This is a genomic window from Pedobacter sp. 22163 (assembly GCF_052045595.1).
Lineage (GTDB): Bacteria > Bacteroidota > Bacteroidia > Sphingobacteriales > Sphingobacteriaceae > Pedobacter.
On the sequence record NZ_JBQEPM010000002.1, the window covers coordinates 344,166 to 370,670 of the forward strand.

Below are 26,505 nucleotides of genomic sequence, written 5' to 3' on the forward strand. Positions count from 1 at the left end.
TATAATGCAGGAAAGATGCTGACCACGAAGTAGCTCAAGACAATTGAAAACACTGTTTCTCCTTTTAAAATAAATTCAGCATGACGATCGCATTGGAAAACTGTGCTAAAAAGAGCCATTACAAATAAGTATCTATAGAATTAGGTGATATAAAAAAAGTGCTGCGTATATCTGCGAAATCAGCGGAAAAACATAGGCATAATTCTCCCGCAGATCTAAGATGACTGCCGCTGATGGAATTTGAGATGTTGATTGGAACCAACTTTGTTTTTAAGCCTGATTGAAGCGAAAGCCCGGAACGTAGTGAGGACTTGTAGTGGAAAGCAGGACTGCAGGCTGCCACAAAGAACTGAACATTCACTTTCTCATAAAAACCTCTGCGTGTATCTGCGAAATCAGCGGGAAACCATAGGCATAATTCTCCGCAGATTTAAAGATGATTACCGCTGAAATGAGGATTTATAACGGGAAGCAGGTTATAGCCCGCCACTAGGTACCAAACCATTCACTTTCTAATAAAAAAGCTTAAGTAAATTTATATGAATTAGATCTCTCCTCCGAAGGAGTTCCTTTGGAACATTCCGCTTTGCTCTAGTCGAGATGACGATTTTTTCTTTAAAATAATCAACTAAAAATATAATTTTCATTATTTGCAAAACTCAAAACAATTAGTAACTTACTTAGGTTATCTACACCAAATATTTGATGGAAATTATACATATAAGCGCCGAGTGTTACCCAGTTGCAAAGGTTGGTGGTTTAGCCGATGTAGTAGGGGCCTTACCAAAATATCAAAATAAATTAGGCCACATTGCCAAGGTGGTTGTTCCTGCGTACGATACTAAATTTATTCGCGAAAGTGAATTTGAAGTAACTTACGATGCATGGGCAAACTACGGTAATCACCACTTTCAGTACCGCATTTTAAAAGAAAAAACCAATAAGTTAGGCTTTGATTTATACGTGATCCATATTCAGGGCTTAACTGACCGCCCAAATGTATATGGTTATAGCGACGATACAGAAAGATTTGTGGCTTTCCAGATTGCTACGCTTGATTGGATTGTACAATGGCAGCACCGCCCGGATGTACTTCATTGCCACGATCACCATACCGGTTTAATTCCTTTTATGGTTTCAAATTGCGTAAAATATAAAGAAATTAGCGGTGTCCCAACAGTTTTAACCATTCATAATGCGCAATACCAAGGTCAGTTTGGGTGGGATAAATTATATTATATACCAGCATTCGATCTGTGGAAAGGTGGTTTACTCGGTTGGGAAGATGCCATTAACCCTTTAGCATCGGCCATTAAATGTGCCTGGAAAGTAACTACGGTTTCGCCAAGTTACCTGGACGAGATGATGAATAATGCCCGTGGATTAGAAAGTTTGTTAAGACAAGAGCGTTGGAAATCGGTAGGAATATTAAATGGAATCGATAGTGAGGTTTGGAATCCTGAAACAGACCCGATGCTGAGCAAATGTTATAATTTAAAAACAGTTGAAACTGGTAAACTGGCAAACAAAACAGCCCTCTGTGATGTTTTTCAATTAGATCCGTCTAAACCACTATTTACTTTTATCGGTAGATTGGTTGATGAAAAAGGTGCAGATTTATTGCCCGATATTTTTTACACCGCTTTACAACAGCATGGTGATAACATCAATATCCTTGTTTTAGGATCAGGTGATAACTGGGTTGAAGGGCGGTTAAATCAGCTGAAAGATATTTTTACTGGTAAGTATAATGTCTATATCGGTTATAATGAGAAGGTTTCGCACGAAATGTATGCTGGTGCAGATTTTCTGATCATGCCATCGAAAGTGGAACCTTGTGGTTTAAATCAGCTTTATGCGTTAAGGTATGGAACTGTTCCCATTGTGCGTCGGATTGGTGGATTAAAGGATACAGTAATTGATATAGGCGACGGAGGTTTTGGGATTTGCCATGATCAAACGAGTATTTGGGATGTTACCCATGCCATTAACCGTGCTGTTGAGTTATATAACGATAAGAAAGCTTTTAAAGCAGTGAGAAAAACAATGATGAAGATAGACCATTCGTGGGATAACGCAGCATTAAATTATATAGAATTATACCAAATATTAAAATAAGCTTAAACATGACTGACAAAGTTTTAGGCGTTATCCTTGGCGGTGGCCAGGGCTCTAGATTATCGCCGCTAACACAAACACGTTCTAAACCGGCAGTTCCAATTGCTGGTAAATACCGATTGGTAGATATTCCGATTTCGAATTGCCTAAATTCTGGAATTCATCGAATGTTTGTGTTAACCCAGTTTAATTCAGCATCCCTAAACAAACACATTAAAAATACGTATCACTTTAGCCATTTTAGTACGGCTTTTGTTGATATTCTGGCGGCTGAACAAACTGTACAAAACTCAGGTTGGTTCCAGGGGACAGCAGATGCTGTTCGTCAGTGTATGCATCACATTGTTTCGCACGAGTTCGATTATATTTTGATTTTGTCAGGCGATCAGCTGTACCAAATGGACTTTAAGGATATGATCGAAAAACATATCGAAGCCAATGCAGAAATTACCATTGCCACTATTCCGGTAACGGCAAAAGATGCAACAGATTTTGGTATTTTAAAGGCCGATGAAGAAAACATGATTACCTCTTTTATCGAAAAGCCTAAAACCGGTTTAGAAGACTGGGTTTCGGATACTGGTGCAGAAATGCAGAGCGAAGGACGTAATTTCTTGGCTTCAATGGGTATTTACGTTTTCAACCGCGAGTACCTGATCAATATCTTAAATGAGAACGAAGAAGAAAAGGATTTTGGTAAAGAGATTTTGCCAAGGGCGATTTCTGAGAGCAGGGTTTTAAGCTTTCAGTACGAAGGCTATTGGACCGATATTGGAAATATTTCATCTTTCTTTGAAGCTAATCTAGGCTTAACAGATGAAATTCCTAAATTTAATATGTTCGATAGCAATCATGCTATTTTCACCAGGGCACGGATGTTGCCGCCGTCGAAAATTTCGGGTACCACTTTGGATAAAACCATTATCGCTGAAGGCTGTATTGTTCAGGCCAGCAGAGTAGAGCATGCTGTTTTAGGGATCAGGTCGAGAATCGGACAGGATACGGTAATTACCAATGCCTATATTATGGGTAGCGACCGGTACCAGACACTTGAAGAAATTCAGGAAGAAACCAATAAAGGGAATTCATTAATTGGTATTGGCGACCGTTGTTTTATCAATAATGCCATCATCGATAAAAACTGTCGCATTGGCAATGATGTAAAAATTAATGGCGGCGATCATTTGGAAGACGGAGACTTTGAGCTTTATGCCGTTAAAGACGGTATCGTGGTAATTAAAAAAGGTGCTGTTGTACCCAGTGGAACAGTAATTTAAGATAATCATTATTCATTAACTAGGCCAGTCGCGATTTTTCGGGGCTGGCTTTTTTTATTGCCTGATTGTCATGCTGAGCACACTGAAGAATCTTTTATCAGACCGCTCAGGTTTTAAAAAATAAGCCGTTTTAAAAAACTATTAACTGCTAACTGATTTGGGCGTTACCCAAGCTGCACAAGGGTCGGGATTTTTCAGGGCTGCGCTTTGCTCCGGTACCGAGAAGGATCGGTACTAAACCCTTACAATCCCTAACGCGGATTTATGGCGTATCATCAGACTTCCGATTTAGCCTGCGTTAAGGCCCTTTGAAACTTCGGAAGTCTTTGCTAAATAAACCTGATATAGCGAAAAGCCCACAGCGATGGACTTGCAGCGATAGCAGGGACTATTGCAACCGAAACGCACAGGACCCCGCTTTCCAAAAAAAAGAGCTTAATCGTTTTAACGGCTTTTTCACATTTCTCGCTAACATTTTTCCGATCGGCTTGTTAGTAAATAAACAAAATTATAATCTATGGCCGAACAGCACCTTTATCAAACAGGAATTATAGGAAATTGCGCTTTCATTGCACACGTAAATAAAAATACTGATATATCTTGGCTTTGCTGGCCACGTTTCGATAGCCCTTTTGTATTTGGCAGTTTATTGGATGAGAAAAAGGGAGGCGAGTTTTCGATTTTACCACAAGGTGAATTTAGCTCCAATCAATATTATATTGAAAATACCAATGTTTTAAGGACGGAAATTACTGCCGAAGACGGGAAATACCGGATTACAGATTTTGCACCGCGTTTTCATTTATACGATCGCTATTTTAAACCGCTAATGTTCATCAGAAAGATCGAACCTTTGTCAGGGAATCCGCGCATTACCATCAAATGCGAGCCGGTATGCGATTATGGGAAAGGTAAAATGAAGTCGAGTAGGGGCAGTAATCATATTGATTATTTGGGTTGTGATGAAAATATCCGCTTAAGTACCAATGTATCGCTAACTTATATTTTTGACGAAAAGGCATTTGTACTGAATGAGGCCAAATACCTCGTTATGACTTATGGTCAAAATTTAGAGGCCCCTGTAGTAAGTACCGCCGAAAATTTTTTGCGGGAAACCATAGCCTATTGGCGATTGTGGATTAAACACTCGTCAATAGCGGGTTTTTACCAACCTTTTGTAATCCGGTCGGCCTTGGTGCTGAAAATCCATCAATATGAAGATACTGGTGCAATTATAGCGGCCAGTACTACTAGTTTACCCGAATCGCCCGGCAGTACCCGAAACTGGGATTATAGGTATTGCTGGTTAAGAGATTCGCACTACGTATTAACCTCACTTAACCATATCGGCCATTTTGAAGAAATGGAGAAGTATTTTAATTACCTCTCTGATATTTCGCATGCTGAGGATACACGTTATCAACCCTTGTATGGGATTGCAGGAGAAAGGGAAATTACTGAGCATACATTAAGCCATCTGGAAGGTTATAAAGGCGAGCAGCCCATTAGAATAGGAAACCAGGCCTACGAACACATTCAGAATGATATTTACGGTCAGGTTTTAATTTCTATGTTACCACTTTATACCGACCACCGTTTTGTTTTTTCAGAACGTAGCGATTCGGTAAAGTGGATTGAAAGTGTGCTTTCTAAAATTGAACGGACAATTGATGAAAAGGATGCCGGGATTTGGGAATTCAGGAATATCGCCAATGTACATTGTTATAGTAACCTATTTCAATGGGCAGGAGCGCAGGCTGCTTTAAAAATGGCTAAAACCATTGGGAACGAGGATTTCGAGAAGCGTGCAGAGATTTTGATTGGTAAGGCTGCGGCACATATAGAAGCCTGCTATGATCCGGAAAGAAAAGTGTATACTAATGCAGTAGGAAGCCCGCATTTAGATGCCAGTACTTTACAGTTGATTATGATGAATTATTTGGATCCGGCCTCAGATCGCGCGAAAGATCATTTAATCGCTTTAGAAAAGGAGTTGAAAACAGAAGATGGGCTATTTTACCGTTACTTACATGCTGACGATTTCGGTAAGCCAAAAACAACATTTTTAATCTGTGCTTTTTGGTATGTGGAAGCTTTGGCCTGTGTTGGCCGGACGGATGAAGCGATTAAAGAATTCGAAAATATTATTAAATATTGTAATCACCTTCTTTTGTTCAGTGAAGATGTTGATGCTAAAACGGGTAGCCAATGGGGTAATTTCCCCCAGGCATATAGTCATGTGGGTTTAATGAATGCAGCTTATCGCATTGCAATTAAACTGGATAGACCGATATTTTTGTAAGGATAGGGTGGATTACAACAAAAAAGCTTTGACAACTTTTATCTGCACACTGCATGTTAAAGTTGTCAAAGCTAAATGTCTATGGGGAAACAGACTTTGGCATTAATTTATAATAAAGTCGTCATTGCGAAGTATGAAGCAATCTTAATGCGCACGCTGGTAGCGATGGTTGTAAGATTGCTTCGTCGGCTGAAAAAGCCTTCTCGCAATGACGATTTATTTAGTGAAAATGTAGGTTGGTATTAACTCCGCCCTACAAATTCTTCTTTTACTAAGCTCCAAAGCAGTTTTCGCACTTCATTAAAATCATTTAGGTAGTATTTTGCTTCCGAAATGTTGTTGCCAACTTTAATGGTAAAAGCATCATCTGGTAATGCCCTGAAAATATCTTCATCGGTATGGTCATCGCCAAGGGCCAAAATAAAATCAGGTTTTTTATCGTATAACCAGTTTAAGGCAGCCTTGCCTTTGTTAACCTCCATATTTTTAAACTCAATTACCTTATTGCCCGGCATAAGTTGCAGTCCTTTATCTGCAGCCAAGATTTTCATGTGGCTGATAATTTCATTGGCCCTTAAATCGCCAAGTCCTTCTTCGGCCTTCCGATAGTGCCAAACTAATGAGTAACTTTTTTCTTCAATAAACGATCCTGGGGTACGGTCTGTATAAGTTTCCAGTAGCGTTTTTATTTCTTGTTTCCACTGGTCCGTAAGTAAGGGCAGGCTGTTCCATTTATCTCCGTACGATTTTTGCCATGCACCATGCTCGGCAATCAGATCAACTTTTAAATGACCAAACCAATGTTCTAAGGTTTCATTTCGTCTGCCACTGATAATAACCACTTTATTTGCCTTATCAAGGGTTAGGTTCTCAATCAAATCGTACAATTCGGCATCCGGAGAAGCGTCATCAATATTTCCGGTAAAATCTACAAGGGTACCATCATAATCTAAAAATAGCACACGATTTTGCGTTTGCGCATATTTAGTTACAATCACTTCATTAATAGCATTTACTGCATGTTTTGTTAATAACGATTTTTGAGAATCTTTCACTTCGTTTAATCTTAAAATAAAATTGTTAACCCAATGTTTAACATTGAATTTTTGCACAATTGCACGCATGGCTTTCATACGCATTTGTTGTTCTGATGGCGACATTTTAAGCGCTGTTACAATGGCCTCCATAATATCACCAATGTTATTGGGATTTACGATTATGGCATCAGTTAATTCTTTGGAAGCTCCCGCCATTTCACTTAAAATCAATACACCATCATTATTATTTCTGCTGGCCACATATTCTTTACTTACCAAATTCATTCCATCGCGCATAGGCGTAACCAAACAGATATCTGCTGTGGAGTAAAGGGCCGATAGTACTTCAATAGGGAAAGAGCGGTAAAAATAATTTACCGGAATCCAGTTCATTGAACGGTACCTCGCATTTAAATTTCCAACGAACTGATCAATCTGATCTCTGAGTTCGCTATATTTTGGTACGGTATCCCGAGAGGGTACAACGATCATAAAAAGCTCAATTTTGCCGATATATTCAGGATGGTGCTGGAGCAATAATTCCAAAGCCTTTAATCTTTCTAATATGCCTTTGCTGTAATCGAGCCGATCTATAGACAAGATTACTTTCATTTCTTCTTTACCTGTCCTGAAATAGTCGATCTCTTGTTGCACTCGCTCAGTTGCCGTTAAACCCGAAAATTTATCGAAATCAATCCCCATTGGAAAAGCTTCCACTACAATTTGCCGTTCGTTGCTGCTGAGTATGTTTGATGATGAATTTACAGGGAGTAAACGTGTTGCCGTACTAATAAAATGGCGAACATCGTCATAGGTATGAAAACCGATTAAATCGGCACCAATTAAGCCGTTCAATAGTTCTTCACGCCAGGGGATTAAACGGAATATTTCGTATGATGGAAAAGGGATATGTTGGAAAAACCCAATTGTAGCATTTGAGAGTTTTTCTCTTAAAATGCCTGGTAAAAGGAGTAATTGGTAATCTTGAACCCAGATTTTATCCTTTCTGCCCAATACCTTCATGGCACTTTTTGCAAATTTCTCATTAACCGATTGGTAGCAGTCCCAATAACTTTGTTCGTAATGCGCGTAGGTAACAAGGTAATGAAAAACCGGCCATAATACTTCGTTCGAGAAGCCTTCGTAATATAAATTGATTTCGTTTTGGGTAAGGTAAACTGGATATAGGTTTAATGCGGCAAGTTTTTGAGTAACTTCTTCCTGTCGTTCTTCAGGTACTTCTATGCCGGGCCAGCCGATCCAAATGGAATTGCCTGATTTATAAACGTCTCCTAATCCTGTGGCAAGGCCGCCCTCACTTGGAATAAGGGTGTATTCGTTGTTTTCTTCAATGATTTTAACGGGTAGTCTGTTCGATATTATAACTGTCTTCATGCTTGTATTTGATGTATCCACATCATTAAAAGCATATCAAAACTGGTTTTGTTTGATTTTTTAGGTCAAAAAAACATTCAAATGATTAAACGTAATTAAATACCAGAGAAAAAGTAGTGCCATTATCTGGCATTGAAACAACTTCTATGCTGCCTCTGTGCATTTTCATAATGTTGCGGCTAATGGTCAATCCTATTCCTGATCCATTTTTCCTGGTGGTGTAAAATGGCACAAAAATCTTTTCGAGATCACTGGCATCGATGCCTTTTCCATTATCGGTAACATCAATATATAGTTTGGTGTTTTCTAACCGGTAATTTACGTTGATGTGTGGGTGTTCTCTGTCCTCTACAGCATAAATACTATTGGTAATGAGGTTGATCAGCACTTGTTCAATTAATTTCAGATCCAGCTGAATGGTGATTTTTGAAGAGGTTTGTTCTACATCCAGTACCACATTTTTAACTTTGGCAAATGGCTGCATCAATACCTTAATGTGTTTCAGTATTTCACCAATGGTATGTGATTCGAGGTTTGGTGTAGGCAGCTCGGCAATTAGGCGATAATCCTTTACAAAATCTAATAGACCAGAAGATCTTCTTTGTATGGTTTGTAAAGCCGTTTTCAGATCGTCCATTTCATCTTCTGTTAGGTTCTTTTTATCGGTTACCATCCGGTTGATCGTATCCGATAATGAACTTATAGGAGTAATTGAGTTTAAGATTTCGTGTGAGATTACACCAATTAACCTATTCCATGCTTCCGTTTCTTTTTGTTCAATTTCGTCTTTAATGTTTTGGAAACTGATAATGGTATAATTGTTTCCGTAAAGATTTAACGGAATAACTTCGGTTGATAATTGAATCAGTTTATCCTGGATTTTCAATTCCAGAAACCTTTTTCCACCCGATAAGATCTGCTCTATTTCTGCTGCAAAGGTGGGGAGGTGTTGCTTTACCCGGTGCCAATACTTATATGCTGGGATGCCTAAAAGATTTGAGGCTGCCTGATTAAAAAATGCAACCTCTTCATTCTCTTCCTGATTGGTGTTATTTACCACGATTACACCAACGGGAACCTGCTCTAGAATGGTTTTAATCAGCTGAAACATCGCTTCCTGTTCCAATCTGATCTGTTTATGGACCTGTAAAATATCGCTGAACGATTCGTATAATTCAGGGAAACTGCCCTTAGTTACTTTGTTTTTAAAATTTAGGGTATGATCTCTCGTTTTAACAGCTAAAATGAAACGGTTGATATCTGATCGGATCTGATTGATATAGTAATAAAGGGAAATAATCGTACCCAATAAAATTAAAGCTACGCCAATGATGGTAAACCAGAGCTGGGTATTTTTAATCAGGTAAAATAGGAGATAGCCCAGCAGATTGATAATCAACAGGCGAAATATTAAACGGAAAGTAAAACGTTGATAAAACATAGTTAAGGTTTAGGGTTTGAGGTATAGGGTTTAAGGTTTTGTTTGGTGATTAACCTTACGCCTTAAACCTTATACCGTTCACCTCTCTTAGATTCCAAATTTCTCGATTCTTCTATACAGCGCAGCTCTGGTTAAACCGAGTTCTGCTGCGGCTTTTGATATATTTCCTTTGTGTTTATCAATTGCTTTCTGCACCATCATTTTTTCCATATCCTCAAGTGCCATTTCATCTGGTATAGCGTTGTTCTGGGCGTATCGCTGTGGACTTAACTGCAAATCTTCTTCTGCAATATCGGCACCATCGCTCATAATAACGGCTCTTTCCAAAACGTGCTGTAACTCACGGACATTGCCTGGCCATTTATATTGTAAAAGTGCTTCTTGGGCCTTATTACTTAGTTTTCGTATGTCTTTATGGTATTTCGAGCTAAAAACCTGCATAAAATGATTGGCCAAAAGTAGAATATCTGTTCCACGTTTACGTAAGGCTGGTAATAAAAGCTCAACAGTATTAATGCGGAACAGTAAATCCTGCCTAAATGTATTTTTAGCTACCATTTCATTCAAGGGCATATTGGTTGCCGTTATTAAACGGACATTCACCTTGCGTTCTTTGCTTTCACCTAAACGGGTAACTGTACGGTTTTGCAAAACGCTTAAAAGTTTAGCCTGAAGCGGTAATGTCAAATTTCCAATCTCGTCTAAAAAGATTGTTCCTCCATCGGCCAGCTCAAAACGACCTGGTTTATCTTCTTTGGCATCGGTAAAAGCACCTTTAGCATAACCGAATAATTCGCTTTCAAATAAATTTTCGTTTAACGAGCCTAAATCAACATGCATAAACACCTGGTTTTTCCTTTGCGAATTACCATGGATTTCATAAGCAAAAACTTGTTTTCCCGTTCCGTTTTCGCCCAGAATGAGCACATTGGCATCAGTAGGTGCTACTTTTAAGAGCGTATTCTGTAATTGTTTTATTTCATCTGCCTGTCCAACAATATTCTCGAAACCACGCGTAAGGTCTTTTTGGAGCGATGAATGTATTTTTTCTAGTTTCTTTACCTTTTTGGTCGATTCGCGCAGTTTAGATGCCGAAGAAAGGGTGGCAAACAGCTTCTCATTTTCCCAGGGTTTAAGAATAAAATCGGTAGCTCCTTTTTTAATCGCCTTTACTGCCAGTTCAACATTGCCAAAAGCAGTCATTAATATGACTACATAATCTTTATCAATAGATAAAATATGTTCTAGCCAATAAAGACCTTCGCGGCCATCACTGGCTCCTTTTTGATAGTTCATATCCAGCAAGATGATATCAATTTCATTTTTGCTCAATAAAACATTGATCTCTTTAGGCGATTTACAGGTAATTACCTGCTTTACCTGCTGCTTTAAAAACAAACGGGCACTAAGCAGGATATCGTCGTCATCGTCGATAATTAAAACTGTGGCGTCAAGCATAACCTCTCCCTATTAAAGTTAGTATATATTTATTCTTTTTTGCTGTCCCTCTCCTTCAAGAGAGGGATTTGTGGTAAAGTGGTTTGAACCTAATGTTCTTGTATGGTGTGGTTTTTTTTGTGCCTGCCTCTCTATCCTCAAGGAGAAAGGTATCTTTTAATAACATTTATAACCTCATTCAGATTATTATTTACATCCTCATTCGTAAATCGAATTATCGTTATTCCAATCTCCTTAAGTTCATCAGTACGGTTTTGATCATATTCTTGATTTTCGTGATGATTATGTATTCCTCCATCAATTTCAACAATTAATTTAGCCTCGTGGCAGTAAAAATCTGCAATAAACTTATGTACTGGATGCTGCCTCCTAAATTTAAAATTGAGGATTTTTCTATTCCTCAAACATTGCCACATGATTTCTTCAGCCTCCGTTTGATTTTTCCGTAATGCTTTCGAAAACTCAAACAGCTTCAAATTGGCACCATGAAATAACTTATCCTTATACTCCTCCATATCTAATAGACTTATGTCAAGTTAATTAAATATAATGGTTTTGTTTTTTATGATATGAATTCTCTTTAAAAAGAGGCCTTTTTAACCTTCTCTTTTCTGCATGTTTCTATCTACTCCCAGCCCCCTCTCCACATGGAGAGGGGATGAAGGGGTGAGGCAAAAATACCAAAACTGTCCGCTCCCGCACATCAACTGTCCGATAATGAACATATAAAAAATAAGATAACTATTAATTTGTTGATTATTAGTGTTTTAAATGTGTTTTGTGCTTTTGGCATAAGCTTGGTTATTAGTGAAACCAAACAGTACAACCGAACACATGGATAAGAAAATAGAGAAAAAAAGATTTAGCACTAAAACCCTGTTAATTATAGGTGGAGCAATTGCTTTTGTGGCAGTTGTAATTTATGGCTATACTTTATCACTCAAAAAAGTTTACAGTGCAGATGCCGATAAATTAACCATCAGTAAAGTAGAATATGGCGATTTTGAAGATGTAGTGTTATTAAATGCCAGTGTTGTTCCGTTAACCTCGGTAATTGTAAGTTCATCAGAAGGTGGAACAGTTGCCGAAATTTTTACTGAAAATGGTGCCTCGGTAGTTAAAGGAACCCCACTATTAAGAATCTCCAACTCGAATGCCATGTTGAGTTATACTTCAAGTCAAACAGCAGCTACCGAGCAGATTAATCAGTTGCGCAAATCGCGGTTAGATTTAGAGCAGAATCAGCGGGTTTTAAATCAGGATGTTTTAGATGTAGAAAATAGCTTAAGAACAGCAACCCGTCAGTACAGATTAGATAGCTCACTATTCTCTAAAAAAGTAATCACACTTCAGGAATTTAATAAATCGAATCAGGATTACGAATATTACCAGGGCAAGCTGAAAATTGTGCGTCAAGCGATTAAACAAGAAAACCAAAGCCGTAAGATGCAGTTGGCTCAGATTGATCAATCGATGGGGCAAATGAACGAAAGTTTGGAAATGATCCGTAAAAATATCGAAAACATGACCATCAAAGCTCCGGTATCTGGTAAATTGTCATCTTATGATCCTGTAATAGGTAAATCCTATAATTCTAATGAAATGATTGGAAAGATCGACGTGTTGCAAGGTTATAAACTTCAGGCAGGAGTTGATGAATATTATATCAATCGGGTGAAAGAAGGACAAACTGCTAACTGTGATTTTAATGGTAAAACTTATAACTTAACCGTGAGTAAGGTAATTCCTGAGGTTACAGCCGGCCAGTTTCAGGTAGAAATGGTATTTAAAGGTGCTGCTCCTGAAGGTTTACGTCGCGGATTATCGTTGCAAACAAAATTAACCCTGTCTGACAATAGCAAATCGTTGCTTCTTGCCCAGGGACAGTTTTTTCAGAGTACAGGTGGCTCTTGGGTATTTGTAGTAAATAATGGTAAAGCCACAAAGAAAAACGTTAAAATCGGGCGGAAAAATTACCTGTACTATGAAATATTGGATGGTTTGCAAAAAGGCGACGAAGTAATTACTTCATCTTACGATCAGTTTAACCAGTACGATCAGGTGGAGATTAATAAATAGGGTTAACGCTAGGCGTTTAGCGTCAATTAACCAAATAAACAATAAAATTAACAATACAATCAGGTCTTGATTCCTGATACTATATACTTGATACTAAAAAGCTATGATTAAAATAGAAAATCTGGAAAAAGTTTACAAAACTGAGGAGGTAGAAACTACTGCACTTAATGGTATTAATCTCCATGTTGCAGCGGGAGAATTTGTTTCCATCATGGGGCCATCGGGCTGTGGCAAATCTACCCTATTAAATGTAATGGGTTTATTGGATAAGCCCGAAAGTGGAAGTTATAAGTTTATCGACACCGAGCTTTTAACGCTTAACGATAGAGAACGTTCTAATTTCCGTAAACGGAATATGGGTTTTGTTTTCCAGAATTTCAATTTGATTGATGAATTAACTGTTTTCGAAAACATCGAACTACCACTGATTTATAATAAAATTCCTGCCGGAGAACGCAAAAAACTGGTAAATGAAATTATCGAAAGAATGAATATTGTAAACCGTAGCGGTCACTTTCCACAACAGTTATCTGGAGGACAGCAGCAACGGGTAGCTGTAGCAAGAGCCTTGGTTACCAAACCCAAGTTGGTTTTGGCCGATGAGCCTACCGGAAACCTGGATAGCTCACACGGTAATGAAGTGATGGAGTTGCTTTGCGAACTGAATGAAACCGGAACTACTATTGTAATGGTTACGCACTCCAGTCATGATGCCAGTTTTTCGAATAGAATCATCAACCTGAAAGATGGACATGTGATTTCTGAAAAGATCAATAAAAGCAGGAACGAAGAGCTGATATAGAGGCTTGGGGTAGCAGGTTTAAGGCAAAAGGTTAAAACGCCCGAATCCTTGACCCCTAACCTCTGAGTCTCAAATTTTGTAAAAATTTAGTTTAGTTAATAATAGCCGCCCAATAATCTTCCTGGATAGGGAGATTTGGGATTGGCAAAAGAAGGGGTAAGAGGTAAAGCGTATGATTTATGCGCCCTGACCTTAAGCCCTAAACCCCAAACCTTCAACCTCATAAAAAATGTTCAAATTAAACTTAAAAATCGCTTTGCGAAACCTCTGGAAAAACAAGGGATTCTCTTTGATTAACATTGGGGGATTAGCCATTGGTTTAGCCAGTTGTATGGTTTTGTTACTTTATGTTGCTTACGAATGGAGCTATGATAAACAATTCTCTAATCACGATAAAACTTATGTAGTTTATCAAAACATGGAGGCAAGTGGTAAAACTTTTAGCTGGGCGTGGACACCCAATGTGATGGCTAAAGAAGTGCAGGAAAAAATTCCTGGCGTTAAATATGCCTCTCACACTACTTATCCGAGGAAACAATTAATTACTGTTGGTGACAATAAAATAAATAGCAGCGCAATATTTGCCGATCAGAATTTTATTAAAATATTGGATTATAAATTTCTTGAAGGTAATTCAGCACAGGCTTTAAAAGATGTAAATACCATCATCCTCACCAAATCTTTTGCAACTAAATTATTTGGAAATGAAGATCCTATTAATAAAATGGTAAAGCTGGAAAATCAGGAAGCATTAAAGGTTGAAGCCGTAATAGAAGATGCACCAGCAAATAGTAGTCTAACTTTTGAGTGCATCATGCCTTGGGCATTGTTCGAAAAACGAGAAAACTGGGTGAAGGAAGGCAATTGGGGGAATAATATGTGTTTAACCCTTGTTCAGTTAAAGGATAATAACTTTTTTACTGCTGCAAATGATTTGATGCATGGCATTTACAAACGCAATCAAAAAGATAATACGGCAGTAGCTTTATTACATCCTTTAAACAAATGGCACTTATACGATGATTTTGTAAACGGTAAATCGGTAGGTGGAAAAATAGATCAGCTTAAAATATTCTTATTGTTAGCCTTTTGTATCTTGTTAATTGCCTGTGTAAATTTTATGAATTTATCTACAGCACGCTCAGAACGTAGGGCAAAAGAAGTTGGCGTTCGTAAAGCAATCGGATCAACACGTAAATCGTTAATTAATCAGTTTTTTTTAGAATCCCTACTCCTCACATTTATTGCCACAGTTTTAGCTTTTATCTTAATTGAGGTGAGTTTGCCATATTTTAATAGTTTGTTAGATATTAAATTAACAATAGATTATCATAACAGCCTATTTTGGTTAACATTAGTGGGACTAATGATTTTAACCGGATTAATTGCGGGTAGTTATCCGGCGCTTTATTTATCTTCTTTCGAGCCAATAAAAGTGTTAAAAGGTTTCACCCTTAAAACAGATTCATCCACTTCGGTAAGGAAAGTACTAGTGGTTGGCCAATTCGTTTTTGCTGCAAGTTTAATTATCTGCACAGCAGTAATTTATCAGCAACTTAATTATGTTAAAAACAAACCTATCGGTTATGATCAATCCAATTTAATTCAGATAGCGGTAGTTGGCAAAATGAACGATGCAGGCAAGCTAGAATTGCTTAAAACACAACTTATAGCAGCTGGTGCAACAACACATGTTACTTCTTTTAGTACAGATTTTACTGAAGGTGGGGATAATACAACGGGTGTAGAATGGGAAGGTAAAAATCCGAATGAGAAAATTTCTTTTAACCATAGAGCAATAGGATATGATTTTGTTGAAACTATTGGAACCAAGATGGTTAGTGGCAGAGCGTTTTCTGCAAAATTTCCAAATGATACAACTAGCATATTGTTAAATGAGGCGGCTGTGAGAATGATGGGCTTAAAGAATCCGATCGGTAAGGTGATTACTTTCTGGGGTAATAAACTAACTGTAGTTGGTATTGTAAAAGATTTTGTGGTAGAAAGTGTTTACCAAAGAGTGTCTCCAATGATTTTTAGGGCAAATGGAAAGAACGATGCGAGGGTTCTAATTGCGCGGTTAAATCCAAATCAGAACATCAGTTCATCACTGGCTAAAATTGATGATTTAGTAAAGCAAATGGAACCTAATTATCCTGTTAACCGCAAATTTGTGAACGAATCTTTTGAAGTGAAGTTTAAAAATGAAAAAATTCTAGGTTCACTTTCAAACTGGTTTGGTGGTTTCGCCATTTTTATTTCTTGTTTAGGATTATTAGGTCTGGCGCTTTTTATGGCAGAGCAACGCAAAAAGGAAATCAGTATCCGTAAGGTTTTAGGTGCCAGCACTGGCAACATCCTCGTGTTGTTAAATAAAGATTTTATAAAATTGGTGGCCATTGCAAATCTTATAGCATTCCCATTGGCCTATGTTATTATCAATAAATGGCTTTCGGCTTTTGAGTATCGTATTTCTATATCTGCATTGCCGTTTATTGTGGCTATTGTGTTGTCGGTACTCATTGCCATACTTACGGTTAGTGTCCAGTCAGTTAAAGTGGCAAAGGCAAACCCTATTGATGCATTAAAATATGAATAACGGTGTAGGGTTTAAGGTAGAAGGCGTAAGGTTAATACGTCAAAACCCTAAACCTTATGCCCTAAACCTTACACCTTATGTTCAAATTAAACTTAAAAATCGCTTTGCGAAACCTATGGAGAAATAAAGGATTTACCCTGATTAATTTGGGTGGATTGGCCATTGGCTTAGCTAGTTGTATGGTTTTATTGCTGTATGTTGCTTACGAGTATGGTTACGACAAGCAATTTACCGATTATGATAAAACGTATGTGCTTTACAATAATCAGAAAACTGCATCAGAGACTTTTAGTTTTATGGCTTTCCCTGGCCAATTGAAAGATGAAATCGAAGCGAAGGTTCCTGGTATGTCAAGAGTAAGCCGTTTGTCGTATCCCGAAGCCATGCTCCTTTCTTATAATCAGAACAATTTTAAAATGAACGCTACTTTTGGCGATCCCAATTTCCTTAAAATGTTCGATTATAAAGTTTTAAAGGGGAATCCCAACACCTTTCTGAACAGTGTGGATGGCATAGTTTTAACAGAAACACTGGCTAAAAATCTTTTCGGTAACGAAGATCCGCTTAATAAAGTGGTGAAATTAGATAATAAAGAGAATTTAAAGGTAGAAGGGGTAATAGCAGATCGCCCTAAAAATTCGACTTTGGAACTGGATTATATCATGTCGTGGAAGTTATATGAAAAATTAAACCCATGGACAAAAACCAGTGGGTGGGGCAATAACTATTGTATGATGTTCGCACAACTTCAGGATAATTCATTTTTTAATCAGGCCAATAACCAGTTAAAGGGTATGATTAAAGCGCATGAGAAAGATGCAAACGGAGAGCCTTTTATGCATCCGCTTTCGAAGTGGCATTTGTACGATAAATTCGCAAATGGGCAGAATGTGGGCGGAAGGATAGATCAGTTAAGGATATTTTTCTTGCTTGCTTTTTGTATTCTTTTAATTGCTTGCGTTAATTTTATGAACCTTTCGACCGCCAAATCAGAGAAAAGAGCACGTGAAGTAGGGGTACGTAAGGCAATTGGTTCATCCAGAAATAACCTGGTTGGTCAGTTCATGTTGGAATCTGTTCTATTAACCACATTGAGTATGTTGGTAGCTTTTGTGCTGATCGAAGTAAGCTTACCCTACTTTAATAACCTATTGGGTATTACTTTGGAAATAGATTATAACGACTATAAATTCTGGTCGGTATTTTTAGGATTAACCTTGCTAACGGCCTTTATAGCCGGAAGCTACCCTGCCTTTTACCTTTCCTCTTTCGATCCTGTTAAAGTGCTTAAAGGCTTTAAACTTTCAGGTGGTTCATCTTTATCCATCCGTAAATTTCTGGTTGTTTTTCAATTTGTTTTTGCTGCCTGTTTAATTGTTTGTACAGCAGTTATTTATCAGCAGTTAAATTACATCAAAAATAAACCCATTGGTTACAATAAAGCCAATCTTGTGCAGATCTCTACCGAAGGCGAATTTTCTAAAAAAGAAAAGCGCGAAATATTAAAAAATGAGCTGCTCAAATCAGGCGCTATAACAGGTTTTACCGAATACAGCACATCTTTAACCGGTGGCGGAAACAATACTTATGGAATTAAGTGGCCGGGCAAAAACGAAAAAGATAAAATTCTGGTCAATTTTAGGTTTACTAACCTCGATCTCACCAAAACTACCGGAATGGAAATTTTGCAAGGACGCGATTTTTCGAAAGATTTTGTAGATACCGCTAATGTTCTGGTTAACGAGGCAATGGTTAAAGTGATGGGTATGAAAAATCCAGTAGGTAAAATGATTGAATGGGGCCAACCGATAAGAATCATCGGTGTGGTGAAAGATTATGTAATGGAATCTCCATACCAAAAAGCAAAACCATTGCTTATTGCACAAAACGCTAATTATGTTACTACAATTGTTATGCGATTGAACGATAAAAATAACATTACCTCATCTGTTAACAAGATCAATGAAACATCGAAGAGATTAAATCCTGCATACCCAGCAACAATCAGATTTGTAGACGATAATTTTGAACAGAAATTTTGGAACGAAAAACTTCTGGGTACACTATCAAACTGGTTTGGAGGTTTTGCTATTTTTATCTCCTGCTTGGGTTTACTTGGTTTAGCTTTATTTATGGCAGAGCAACGCAAAAAAGAAATCAGTATCCGCAAGGTTTTGGGCGCCAGTACAGCCAACATCCTTACTTTATTGAACAAAGATTTTATCAAACTGGTGGCAATAGCCAACGTAATTGCATTTCCGTTGGCCTACATTATTATTAATAAATGGCTTTCGGGCTACGAATACCGCATTTCGGTTTCTGCTTTGCCATTTATAGCCGCCATTAGTCTTTCAGTAATCATTGCCATACTCACTGTGAGTATTCAATCGGTTAAAGTGGCAAAGGCAAACCCTATTGATGCATTAAAATATGAATAACGGTGCAGGGTTTAAGGTAGAAGGCGTAAGGTTAATACGTCAAAACCCTAAACCTTATGCCCTAAACCTTACACCTTATGTTTAGATTAAACTTAAAAATTGCACTGCGTAACCTTTGGCGAAACAAGGTTAGCTCTTTTATTAACGTAATTGGGTTGGCTATTGGTTTGGCTGCCTGTTTAACATTGCTTTTGTATGTTACCTACGAATGGAACTTTGATAAGCAGGCTAAAAATTCGGCTAACGTTTTTACCACGATGACCAATATTCCAGGTGATAACGGTAAAATTGCGGGAACATTCGAGGGCTCTACCACAGCATTCGGCCCAGTAATTAAACAAAGTTTGCCAGAACTTAGGTACATGGCAAGGATGGACTATGGGGGCAGGAATTTAATAGCTAACGGGCAAAATGCATTTAAGCGTCAATCTAAATTTGCCGAGCCTGATATCTTAAAAATGTACGATTATGAATTTATTTATGGCAATGCCAGTACAGCTTTAAGTAATCCAAATTCTGTTATTTTAACGGAATCTACTGCTAAAGTGTTGTTCGGAACAGCTGATGTACTGAATAAAAGTGTACGTTTTAAAGACCGTTTAGATTTGAATATTACCGGTGTAATCAAAGATCAACCTGATAATAGTTCCAATAAATTTGATTATTTAATGTCTTGGTCTTTATACGAGACGATTGATCGGAGCGCCAAAGATTTAAACTGGAGCAATTATAGTTTTGTAACGCTGGTGATGTTAAAAGATGGAGCAAATTTAGATGTGGTTAACCAAAAAATCAATCAGATTGAGAAAAGAAATAATACAAATAATCAGCAATCGCAGGTATTATACCCATTAGCGAAGCTACATTTATATAGCAAGTTCGAAGATGGCAAAAGTATCGGCGGCGCAATAGAACAGATTTATTTATTCGTTGGTTTAGCTTTCGGAATTCTTTTAATTGCCTGCATTAATTTTATGAACATGGCTACAGCCAAATCAGAAAAACGTGCAAAAGAGGTAGGCATAAAAAAGACTATTGGTGCCAACCGGACTTCGCTGATTGTACAGTTCTTAACAGAATCGATGGTGTTAACTTTTATTGCAGTGGTTTTTTCAATTGCCATCCTCGAGATCTTTTTGCCCACCTTTAACAACCTGTTGAATATAAAATTGAATATCTCTTATTTCACCAGCACCAGTTGGATGGGTATTATTGGGATTGTTTTAGCTACAGGGTTAATTGCAGGTAGTTATCCTGCATTTTACCTCTCGTCTTTTAACCCGATACAAACCTTAAAACGAAAAGTTAAATCCGGCGGTTTCTTATCGGTTAGTTTAAGGCAAATATTAGTTGTTGGACAATTCTGTTTTGCTATTATCCTCATTATTTCCACTTTGGTTATCTATAAGCAAATCCAGTACATTAAAAATAGGCCAGTTGGTTTTGATGTGAACGCTTTAGTAGAAATGCCACAGGATGGCGAACTGAAAACAAAATATGAACTGCTGCGCACTGAGCTGCTAAAATCTGGGGCGGTTACCTCAATGTTCCAATCGTCGGTGAGTTTATCCCATCATGGTCGCAATTTTTCGGGCATAGAATGGGAAGGAATGTTGAAAGCTACAAACAACCAAATGTTTAACCAGGTAATTACCACTTACGATTTTATCAAAACCAATGGTATTAAATTAACCAATGGAAGGGATTTTTCAGAAAATTTCGCTTCAGATACCAGTGCTGTGCTGGTAAGTGCTTCGGCTGTTAAAATTTTTAACTATAAAAATCCGGTAGGTAAACCAATCACCATTTTTGGCGATAAATTTAAAATTGTAGGTGTTTTCGACGATTATGTTTGGGATTCGCCTTATAAATCAAATAATCCGATGGTGGTATTTTTTGATAAGAAACAAACGGGAAACATCACCATGCGTTTAAATGAAAATAACAGTCTTCAAAGTAATATCGAAACGATTAGCAGGATCACAAAGGCATTAAATCCATCCTATCCTCTTGAAATTAATTTCCTAAACAATGTATATGCTGAAAAATACAATGCAGAGAAAACTTTGGGCATCCTTTCAAATCTTTTCGGCGGACTGGCCATATTTGTTTCCTGCTTAGGGCTCTTTGGTCTGGTAGCTTATAGTGCCGAGCAGAGAACAAAAGAATTTGGTGTACGGAAAGTATTAGGTGCCTCATTATTTAATTTGATGCAGTTGCTGTCGTTCTCTTTTGTGAAAATGATTGTGGTTGCGATCGTTATCGCTATTCCTTTGAGTTATTATTTAATGAATAAATGGCTGATGAAGTTCGAATTTCATACCGAAATCTCGTGGTGGATTATGCCGATAGCAGGAGTTGGGACTTTGCTAATGGCATTAATCACTGTAAGTTTTCAGGCTTATAAAACTGCAAATGCCAATCCAGTTGATGCACTTAAATACGAGTAAGGCCTAAGGTTTAAGGCAAAAGGCGTAAGGTTAATGCGCCAAGGTCTTAAACCAAAGCGATGTACTTAAATATGAATAAGGGTAGAAGGCTAACAGGTGGAGGGCGTAAGGTTAATGCGCCCAAACCTTAAACCCTACACCCTAAACCTTAAACCTATGTTAAGACTAAACCTAAAAATAGCACTACGTAACCTTTGGAAAAACAAAGGCTTCACTTTGATCAATGTTGGTGGCCTAGCTATCGGAATGGCCTGTTGTTTAATGTTACTCTTGTACGTTAACTACGAATGGAGTTTCGATAAGCAATATAAAAATGCCGATAAAGTATATTTTGCCGCATTAAATTTAAAGTTTAACGGCAAACTGGCTACTACAATGGCCGTTCCGAATAAACTGGCCAAAGCTGGGGTTTCAGAACTGCCAGGCATTAAAAGTGCAGCCCGCATTTCGATGAACAATGGTCAGAAATTATATAGCCATAACCGGAATAATTTTAAATTAACAGGATTTAACGTAGATCCTGATTTTTTAAAAATCCTTGAACAGAAATTTATCTACGGCGATCCGGTTACTGCTTTATCCGAGCCTAATAACGTACTTATAAGCGAATCAACAGCGAAGAAATTATTTGGTGGCCAGAATCCAATCGGACAAAGTATTAAATACGATAACAGGGTAAGCCTAAAAGTTAGTGCTGTAATACAAGATTTGCCAAAAAATCAAAGCATGCAGTTTGATGTTTTGCAACCCTGGGCTTTTTTTGAGCAGGAAAATCCTTCAGAAAAAGAAAATGGATGGGGAGCAATTACCTGTTTAACCTTATTTCAGCTTAAAGATAATGCTTCTTTAGATGCAACAAATGCAGCACTAAAACACTTTATCGTAAACAAAGAACCCGATTTAAAAGAAATGACATACGAACCTTTTCTTTTTCCTTTAAGCAAATTTCATTTATACGATGACTTCGACAATGGGAAATCGGTGGGGGGCAAAATTGATCAGTTGCGATTATTTGTTTTTCTGGCCATTTGTGTATTATTTATCGCCTGCATCAATTACATGAATCTTTCAACTGCTAAGTCAGAGAAACGTGCCCGTGAGGTAGGTGTTAGAAAGGCTTTGGGTTCTACCAGAAATACAATAATGGGGCAGTTTATGGTAGAGTCAATACTACTGTCTTTTTTAGCAATGTTAATTGCCTTTACACTGCTCGAAGTCTCATTGCCTTACTTTAATAATCTGCTCAATATCGCGATCAAAATTAATTACAACGCTTATCAGTTTTGGAGCGTATTACTTGTTATGGTACTGGTGACCGGTTTGCTTGCCGGCAGTTATCCTGCATTTTACCTTTCATCATTTATTCCTGTAAAGGTATTAAAAGGCTTTAAAGGCTCAACGGGCTCATTATCTATCCGCAAAATACTGGTGGTAGTGCAGTTTAGTCTTTCTATCTGCATGATTATTTCGGCTATTGTAATTTACAGCCAAATTCAGCACCTTAAAAACAAGCCCTTAGGCTTTGATCAATCTGCGCTGGTACAGATCGATTTAGAAGGAGAGTGGACAAAGCCACAGAAATTGCAGACGTTTAAAAATGAATTAGAGCGGGCAGGTGCTACAATTGCTGCAACAGAATATGCTGGCTCGTTTACAGCTGGTGGCTCAATTACTGGCGACATTCAATGGCCAGGCAAGCCCAAAAATGATGTCTCGATTATTAATTATAGAAGTACAGGTTTCGATTTTGCCAAAACAACTGGTGTGAAAATTCTTGCAGGGCGAGATTTTGATCCTAAATTTTCGGCTGATACAGCTACATCTCTGCTCCTCAATCAAACTGCCGTTAAAATAATGGGGTTAAAAAACCCTGTGGGTACTGTTATCCATTGGGGCGATAATCCGCCACTTAAAGTGGTAGGCGTAGTGCAAGATTATTCTAACGAATCGCTTGCTTCCAAAATACAGCCAACAGTTTATTATTACAATGTTAAAACGAGTCGGGTTTTGCTGCTTAAACTCAATCCTAAGCAATCGCTTACTAACTCAATCGAAGCGATTAAATCGGTAAGTCAACGTTTAAATCCTGCTTATCCAGTTGAAGTGAAACTGGTTAGTCAGGGCATGGCCGAAAAACTTAAGAGCGAAAGGTTGCTTAGTGTACTTTCCAATATTTTTGGAGGATTTGCCATTTTTATTTCCTGCTTGGGTTTATTGGGTTTAGCGCTATATACCGCTGAACAGCGCAGTAAAGAAATCAGTATCCGTAAAGTATTGGGTGCCAATCTTTCTGATATCCTGGTTCTTTTGAACAAAGATTTTATGAAACTGGTAATCATATCCAATGTGATTGCTATTCCGGTAGCTTATATTCTTGTTGCCAAATGGCTGGAGAAATATGATTATAAGATTACCATTAATCCATGGCCTTTTTTGCTAGCCCTTTTAACCTCGGTAATTATTGCCATTTTAACGGTAAGCCTGCAAACCTTTAAAGTGGCCAAAGCAAACGCTGTTGATGCACTTAAATATGAATAAGACCTGCGCGTGAGGTGTTTGGTGCTAAGCGTTTAAACGCTACACGCCAAACACTTTACGCCAAACCCTACGCCCTATGTTTAGATTAAATTTAAAAATTGCACTACGCAACCTCTGGAGAAACAAGGTAATTACATCCATCAATATTGGTGGCTTAGCTATTGCCTTGGCTGCTTTTATTTTGGTAACCATGTATTTTACTTATGAAACAGGTTTTGATAAAACCAATCCCAATTATAAGAACGTATACATAGTTGGAATAACCTATCCAGAATTTAAAACCAATTATACAGCGGCCCCATTTGCAAAAGCAATCAAGCAAAATTTTGCCGAAGTTGAATCAGCTGGTCTTATAAAAGACAGTTCTTTTGAATTGACCATTAAAAATGGCAAAAACACGCTTTTTACTAAACGGATTCTGGCTGTTGATTATAATGCAGCTAAGATCCTCAATATAAAACCTGAAAGTGGCCTTGTAAAACCAGCAGGAGATACGGAAAGGCTTAATTACCTAAGTACCGAAAGTTTGAAAACGCTTTTCCCGAATAAAAAGGATAACAAGCCTGAAATGGTTGGCTATGGGGCGAGCAATTCAGGGATCATGGGAATTATAGCTGGTTCTATTAAGAACAATTTGCATTCAAACTTTACTTTCGACGGTGTTTCTATCGCTAACGAGTTAGGTACGGGGGATAATTATGATATGAATGATTATACCATTTACCTACAGGTAAAACCCGGAACGGACGTGGCGAATCTTGAGCAAAAAATTACTAGTTTGTATAGAACAGAATTATTAAAGGATAAAACCAACAAAAAAACAACTAATGAACTAAAAGATATTTCTACATTTTTAGACCCACTATCAAATCAGCATTTAAGGCCAAAGGCAGGTAATGATGCGCCATACAAAATATTGATCGCCCTCTCTGTGCTTGGAATTTTGATTCTTGTTATTGCTTGTATCAACTTCACCAATTTAAGTATTGCACAGGCTGCAAAACGAGCTAAGGAAGTTGGGATTAAAAAAGTGATGGGTGCCTTTCGTTCACAACTTACTGTTCAGTTTCTAACAGAAATATTTATACAATGTTTTGTTGCTACCATATTTGGGTTAATTATAGCCGAGTTGGTGCTTCCGAGTTTTAACAATCTCTTTCAAGTTAATTTATTGATCTGGCATATCGATAATGATTTGTTTTGGCAATTGCCATCGATATTATGCCTGATTACAATTATTGCAGGTATCTATCCTGCATTGGTATTATCAGGTTTTAAACCGGCATTGGTGCTTAAAGGAAATTTTTCTACCAGCAAACAAAGCTCATGGTTACGGAATGGGCTATTGGTTTTCCAATTCAGCATTGCAGTGATTTTCATGATTGGTCTGTTTATTATCAATGCGCAATTAAAATACATGCATAATCAGGATTTAGGGTTTACCGCCAACCAGGTGGTTTACATTAAAAACATTACCATTTTTAACAAGCCGGATAAATTTGAACCTGTTAGAGATAAAATTCTGAAAATACCGGGAATTAAATCAGCTACAGTGGCCACGTTTATACCAGGTGGTACGAACGGAGTGAATAGTTACACCGCTAAGGGCTTAAAGGCAAATATTGATTTCGTTGATGTAGATTTCGATTATTTGAAAACTTTAGACTTAAAATTAAAAGAAGGACGTTTTTTCTCGAATGAATTTAAAATGGATACTGTAAATGCTGCGGTTATAAATGAAAGTGCTGTAGCTAAATATGGTATTAAACATCCTATCGGAGAAACCATTCGAGGTTGCGATATCGATTACAAAATAGTTGGTGTAATTAAAGATTTTAAAACGCAAGGATTTGAAAGTCCTGTTCAGCCAACAATTTATACGATTAAAAATCCTTGCGGGGGGTACAAGCTGCAAATTATGCTTAAAATTTCCGAAAACAAAATGGCAGATGCATTAGCTGCTTTGAAAGCACAATGGCCACAAATAAATCCTCAGGATGGTGAAGATTTTAGATACGAATTCTTGGATGAGCTTTATGGTAAACTGTTCAAAAAACAAGAACAATTACAATCGGTATTTTTTGCAGCGGCTATACTCACCGTTTTTATTGCCATACTAGGCCTGTTTGCCTTTGCAAAATACATTACCACTGGTAGAATTAAGGAAATTGCAGTAAGGAAAATTCTTGGTGCAAGTCATTTACAGATTTTCAAACTCATTAACAGCTCATTCTTTGTAATGGTGCTTATAGCCAATATTGTTTCTTGGCCATTGGCGTACATATTAACCAAAAAGTGGCTCGAAACCTTTGCATATCGAATCGATCTGCCACTTTTTCCTTTTTTAATCAGTGCAGCCCTAACCATTTTGTTAACCATTGTAACCGTAAGTGTCCAGGCAAACAGTGCCGTAAAAGCAAACCCTGTTGATGCACTTAAATATGAATAAGACTTGCGTGAGGGAGTTAGGCGATCAGCGCAAATTTATCGCCTAACTTCAAACGCTGTTCTCCGTTCGGTACCGTACAGGTACTGTTCATAAACGGACATTTTATCTTTTTATTTGTTTGT

General features: G+C 37.7%; 15 protein-coding genes. 11 read left to right on the forward strand and 4 right to left on the reverse strand.

From position 1 onward, the window contains the following. The first annotated feature begins 705 nt into the window (after positions 1-705). The 4 genes from ACTJKN_RS05935 to ACTJKN_RS05950 all read left to right on the forward strand — a co-directional run bounded on the left by ACTJKN_RS05935 (position 706) and on the right by ACTJKN_RS05950 (position 5,943). Entirely contained in the window at positions 706-2,118 is a 1,413-nt protein-coding gene (locus ACTJKN_RS05935) for a glycogen synthase (protein ID WP_440823441.1), read from the forward strand. 8 nt (positions 2,119-2,126) lie between these two features. Next, positions 2,127-3,395: a glucose-1-phosphate adenylyltransferase gene (locus tag ACTJKN_RS05940; protein ID WP_440823442.1), complete on the forward strand. Its 1,269-nt coding sequence runs from the start codon at positions 2,127-2,129 to the stop codon at positions 3,393-3,395. Positions 3,396-3,912: 517 nt separating this feature from the next. Next, positions 3,913-5,697 (forward strand): glycoside hydrolase family 15 protein, encoded by a 1,785-nt coding sequence (locus tag ACTJKN_RS05945; protein WP_440823443.1) that lies wholly within the window; start codon positions 3,913-3,915, stop codon positions 5,695-5,697. A gap of 81 nt (positions 5,698-5,778) precedes the next feature. Then, positions 5,779-5,943 (forward strand): hypothetical protein, encoded by a 165-nt coding sequence (locus ACTJKN_RS05950; protein ID WP_440823444.1) that lies wholly within the window; start codon positions 5,779-5,781, stop codon positions 5,941-5,943. Here ACTJKN_RS05950 and ACTJKN_RS05955 read toward each other — a convergent pair. The 4 genes from ACTJKN_RS05955 to ACTJKN_RS05970 all read right to left on the reverse strand — a co-directional run bounded on the left by ACTJKN_RS05955 (position 5,940) and on the right by ACTJKN_RS05970 (position 11,543). Beyond that, positions 5,940-8,129 carry a bifunctional alpha,alpha-trehalose-phosphate synthase (UDP-forming)/trehalose-phosphatase gene (locus ACTJKN_RS05955; protein WP_440823445.1) on the reverse strand — a complete coding sequence of 730 codons (2,190 nt, stop codon included), beginning with the start codon at positions 8,127-8,129 and terminating at the stop codon, positions 5,940-5,942. The genes ACTJKN_RS05950 and ACTJKN_RS05955 overlap by 4 nt on opposite strands. Before the next feature lie 85 nt (positions 8,130-8,214). Continuing rightward, positions 8,215-9,570 carry a sensor histidine kinase gene (locus tag ACTJKN_RS05960; protein ID WP_440823446.1) on the reverse strand — a complete coding sequence of 452 codons (1,356 nt, stop codon included), beginning with the start codon at positions 9,568-9,570 and terminating at the stop codon, positions 8,215-8,217. Between the two features lie 87 nt (positions 9,571-9,657). Next, positions 9,658-11,028 carry a sigma-54-dependent transcriptional regulator gene (locus ACTJKN_RS05965; RefSeq protein WP_440823447.1) on the reverse strand — a complete coding sequence of 457 codons (1,371 nt, stop codon included), beginning with the start codon at positions 11,026-11,028 and terminating at the stop codon, positions 9,658-9,660. A gap of 137 nt (positions 11,029-11,165) precedes the next feature. After that, on the reverse strand, positions 11,166-11,543 hold the full coding sequence (locus ACTJKN_RS05970) for an endonuclease domain-containing protein (protein WP_440823448.1): 378 nt from the start codon (positions 11,541-11,543) through the stop codon (positions 11,166-11,168). A gap of 319 nt (positions 11,544-11,862) precedes the next feature. Between ACTJKN_RS05970 and ACTJKN_RS05975 the strand changes: the two genes are divergently transcribed. The 7 genes from ACTJKN_RS05975 to ACTJKN_RS06005 all read left to right on the forward strand — a co-directional run bounded on the left by ACTJKN_RS05975 (position 11,863) and on the right by ACTJKN_RS06005 (position 26,383). Further along, positions 11,863-13,107, forward strand: coding sequence for an efflux RND transporter periplasmic adaptor subunit (locus ACTJKN_RS05975; protein WP_440823449.1), 1,245 nt, complete (start codon positions 11,863-11,865; stop codon positions 13,105-13,107). Between the two features lie 103 nt (positions 13,108-13,210). Then, positions 13,211-13,909, forward strand: a complete 699-nt coding sequence (locus ACTJKN_RS05980) for an ABC transporter ATP-binding protein (protein ID WP_055903687.1) — start codon at positions 13,211-13,213, stop codon at positions 13,907-13,909. A 229-nt stretch (positions 13,910-14,138) separates the two neighbouring features. After that, on the forward strand, positions 14,139-16,508 hold the full coding sequence (locus ACTJKN_RS05985) for an ABC transporter permease (RefSeq protein ID WP_440823450.1): 2,370 nt from the start codon (positions 14,139-14,141) through the stop codon (positions 16,506-16,508). A gap of 77 nt (positions 16,509-16,585) precedes the next feature. Further along, complete coding sequence (locus tag ACTJKN_RS05990; protein WP_440823451.1) at positions 16,586-18,946, forward strand: ABC transporter permease; 2,361 nt, start codon at positions 16,586-16,588, stop codon at positions 18,944-18,946. A 77-nt stretch (positions 18,947-19,023) separates the two neighbouring features. Continuing rightward, complete coding sequence (locus tag ACTJKN_RS05995) at positions 19,024-21,396, forward strand: ABC transporter permease (RefSeq protein WP_440823452.1); 2,373 nt, start codon at positions 19,024-19,026, stop codon at positions 21,394-21,396. Positions 21,397-21,552: 156 nt separating this feature from the next. After that, a complete protein-coding gene (locus ACTJKN_RS06000) occupies positions 21,553-23,934 on the forward strand; it encodes an ABC transporter permease (RefSeq protein ID WP_440823453.1) in 2,382 nt (793 codons plus the stop codon). Between the two features lie 76 nt (positions 23,935-24,010). After that, the gene (locus ACTJKN_RS06005; protein ID WP_440823454.1) at positions 24,011-26,383 is read left to right on the forward strand and encodes an ABC transporter permease; all 2,373 of its coding nucleotides are present in this window, start codon (positions 24,011-24,013) and stop codon (positions 26,381-26,383) included. The last annotated feature ends 122 nt before the right edge of the window (positions 26,384-26,505 follow it).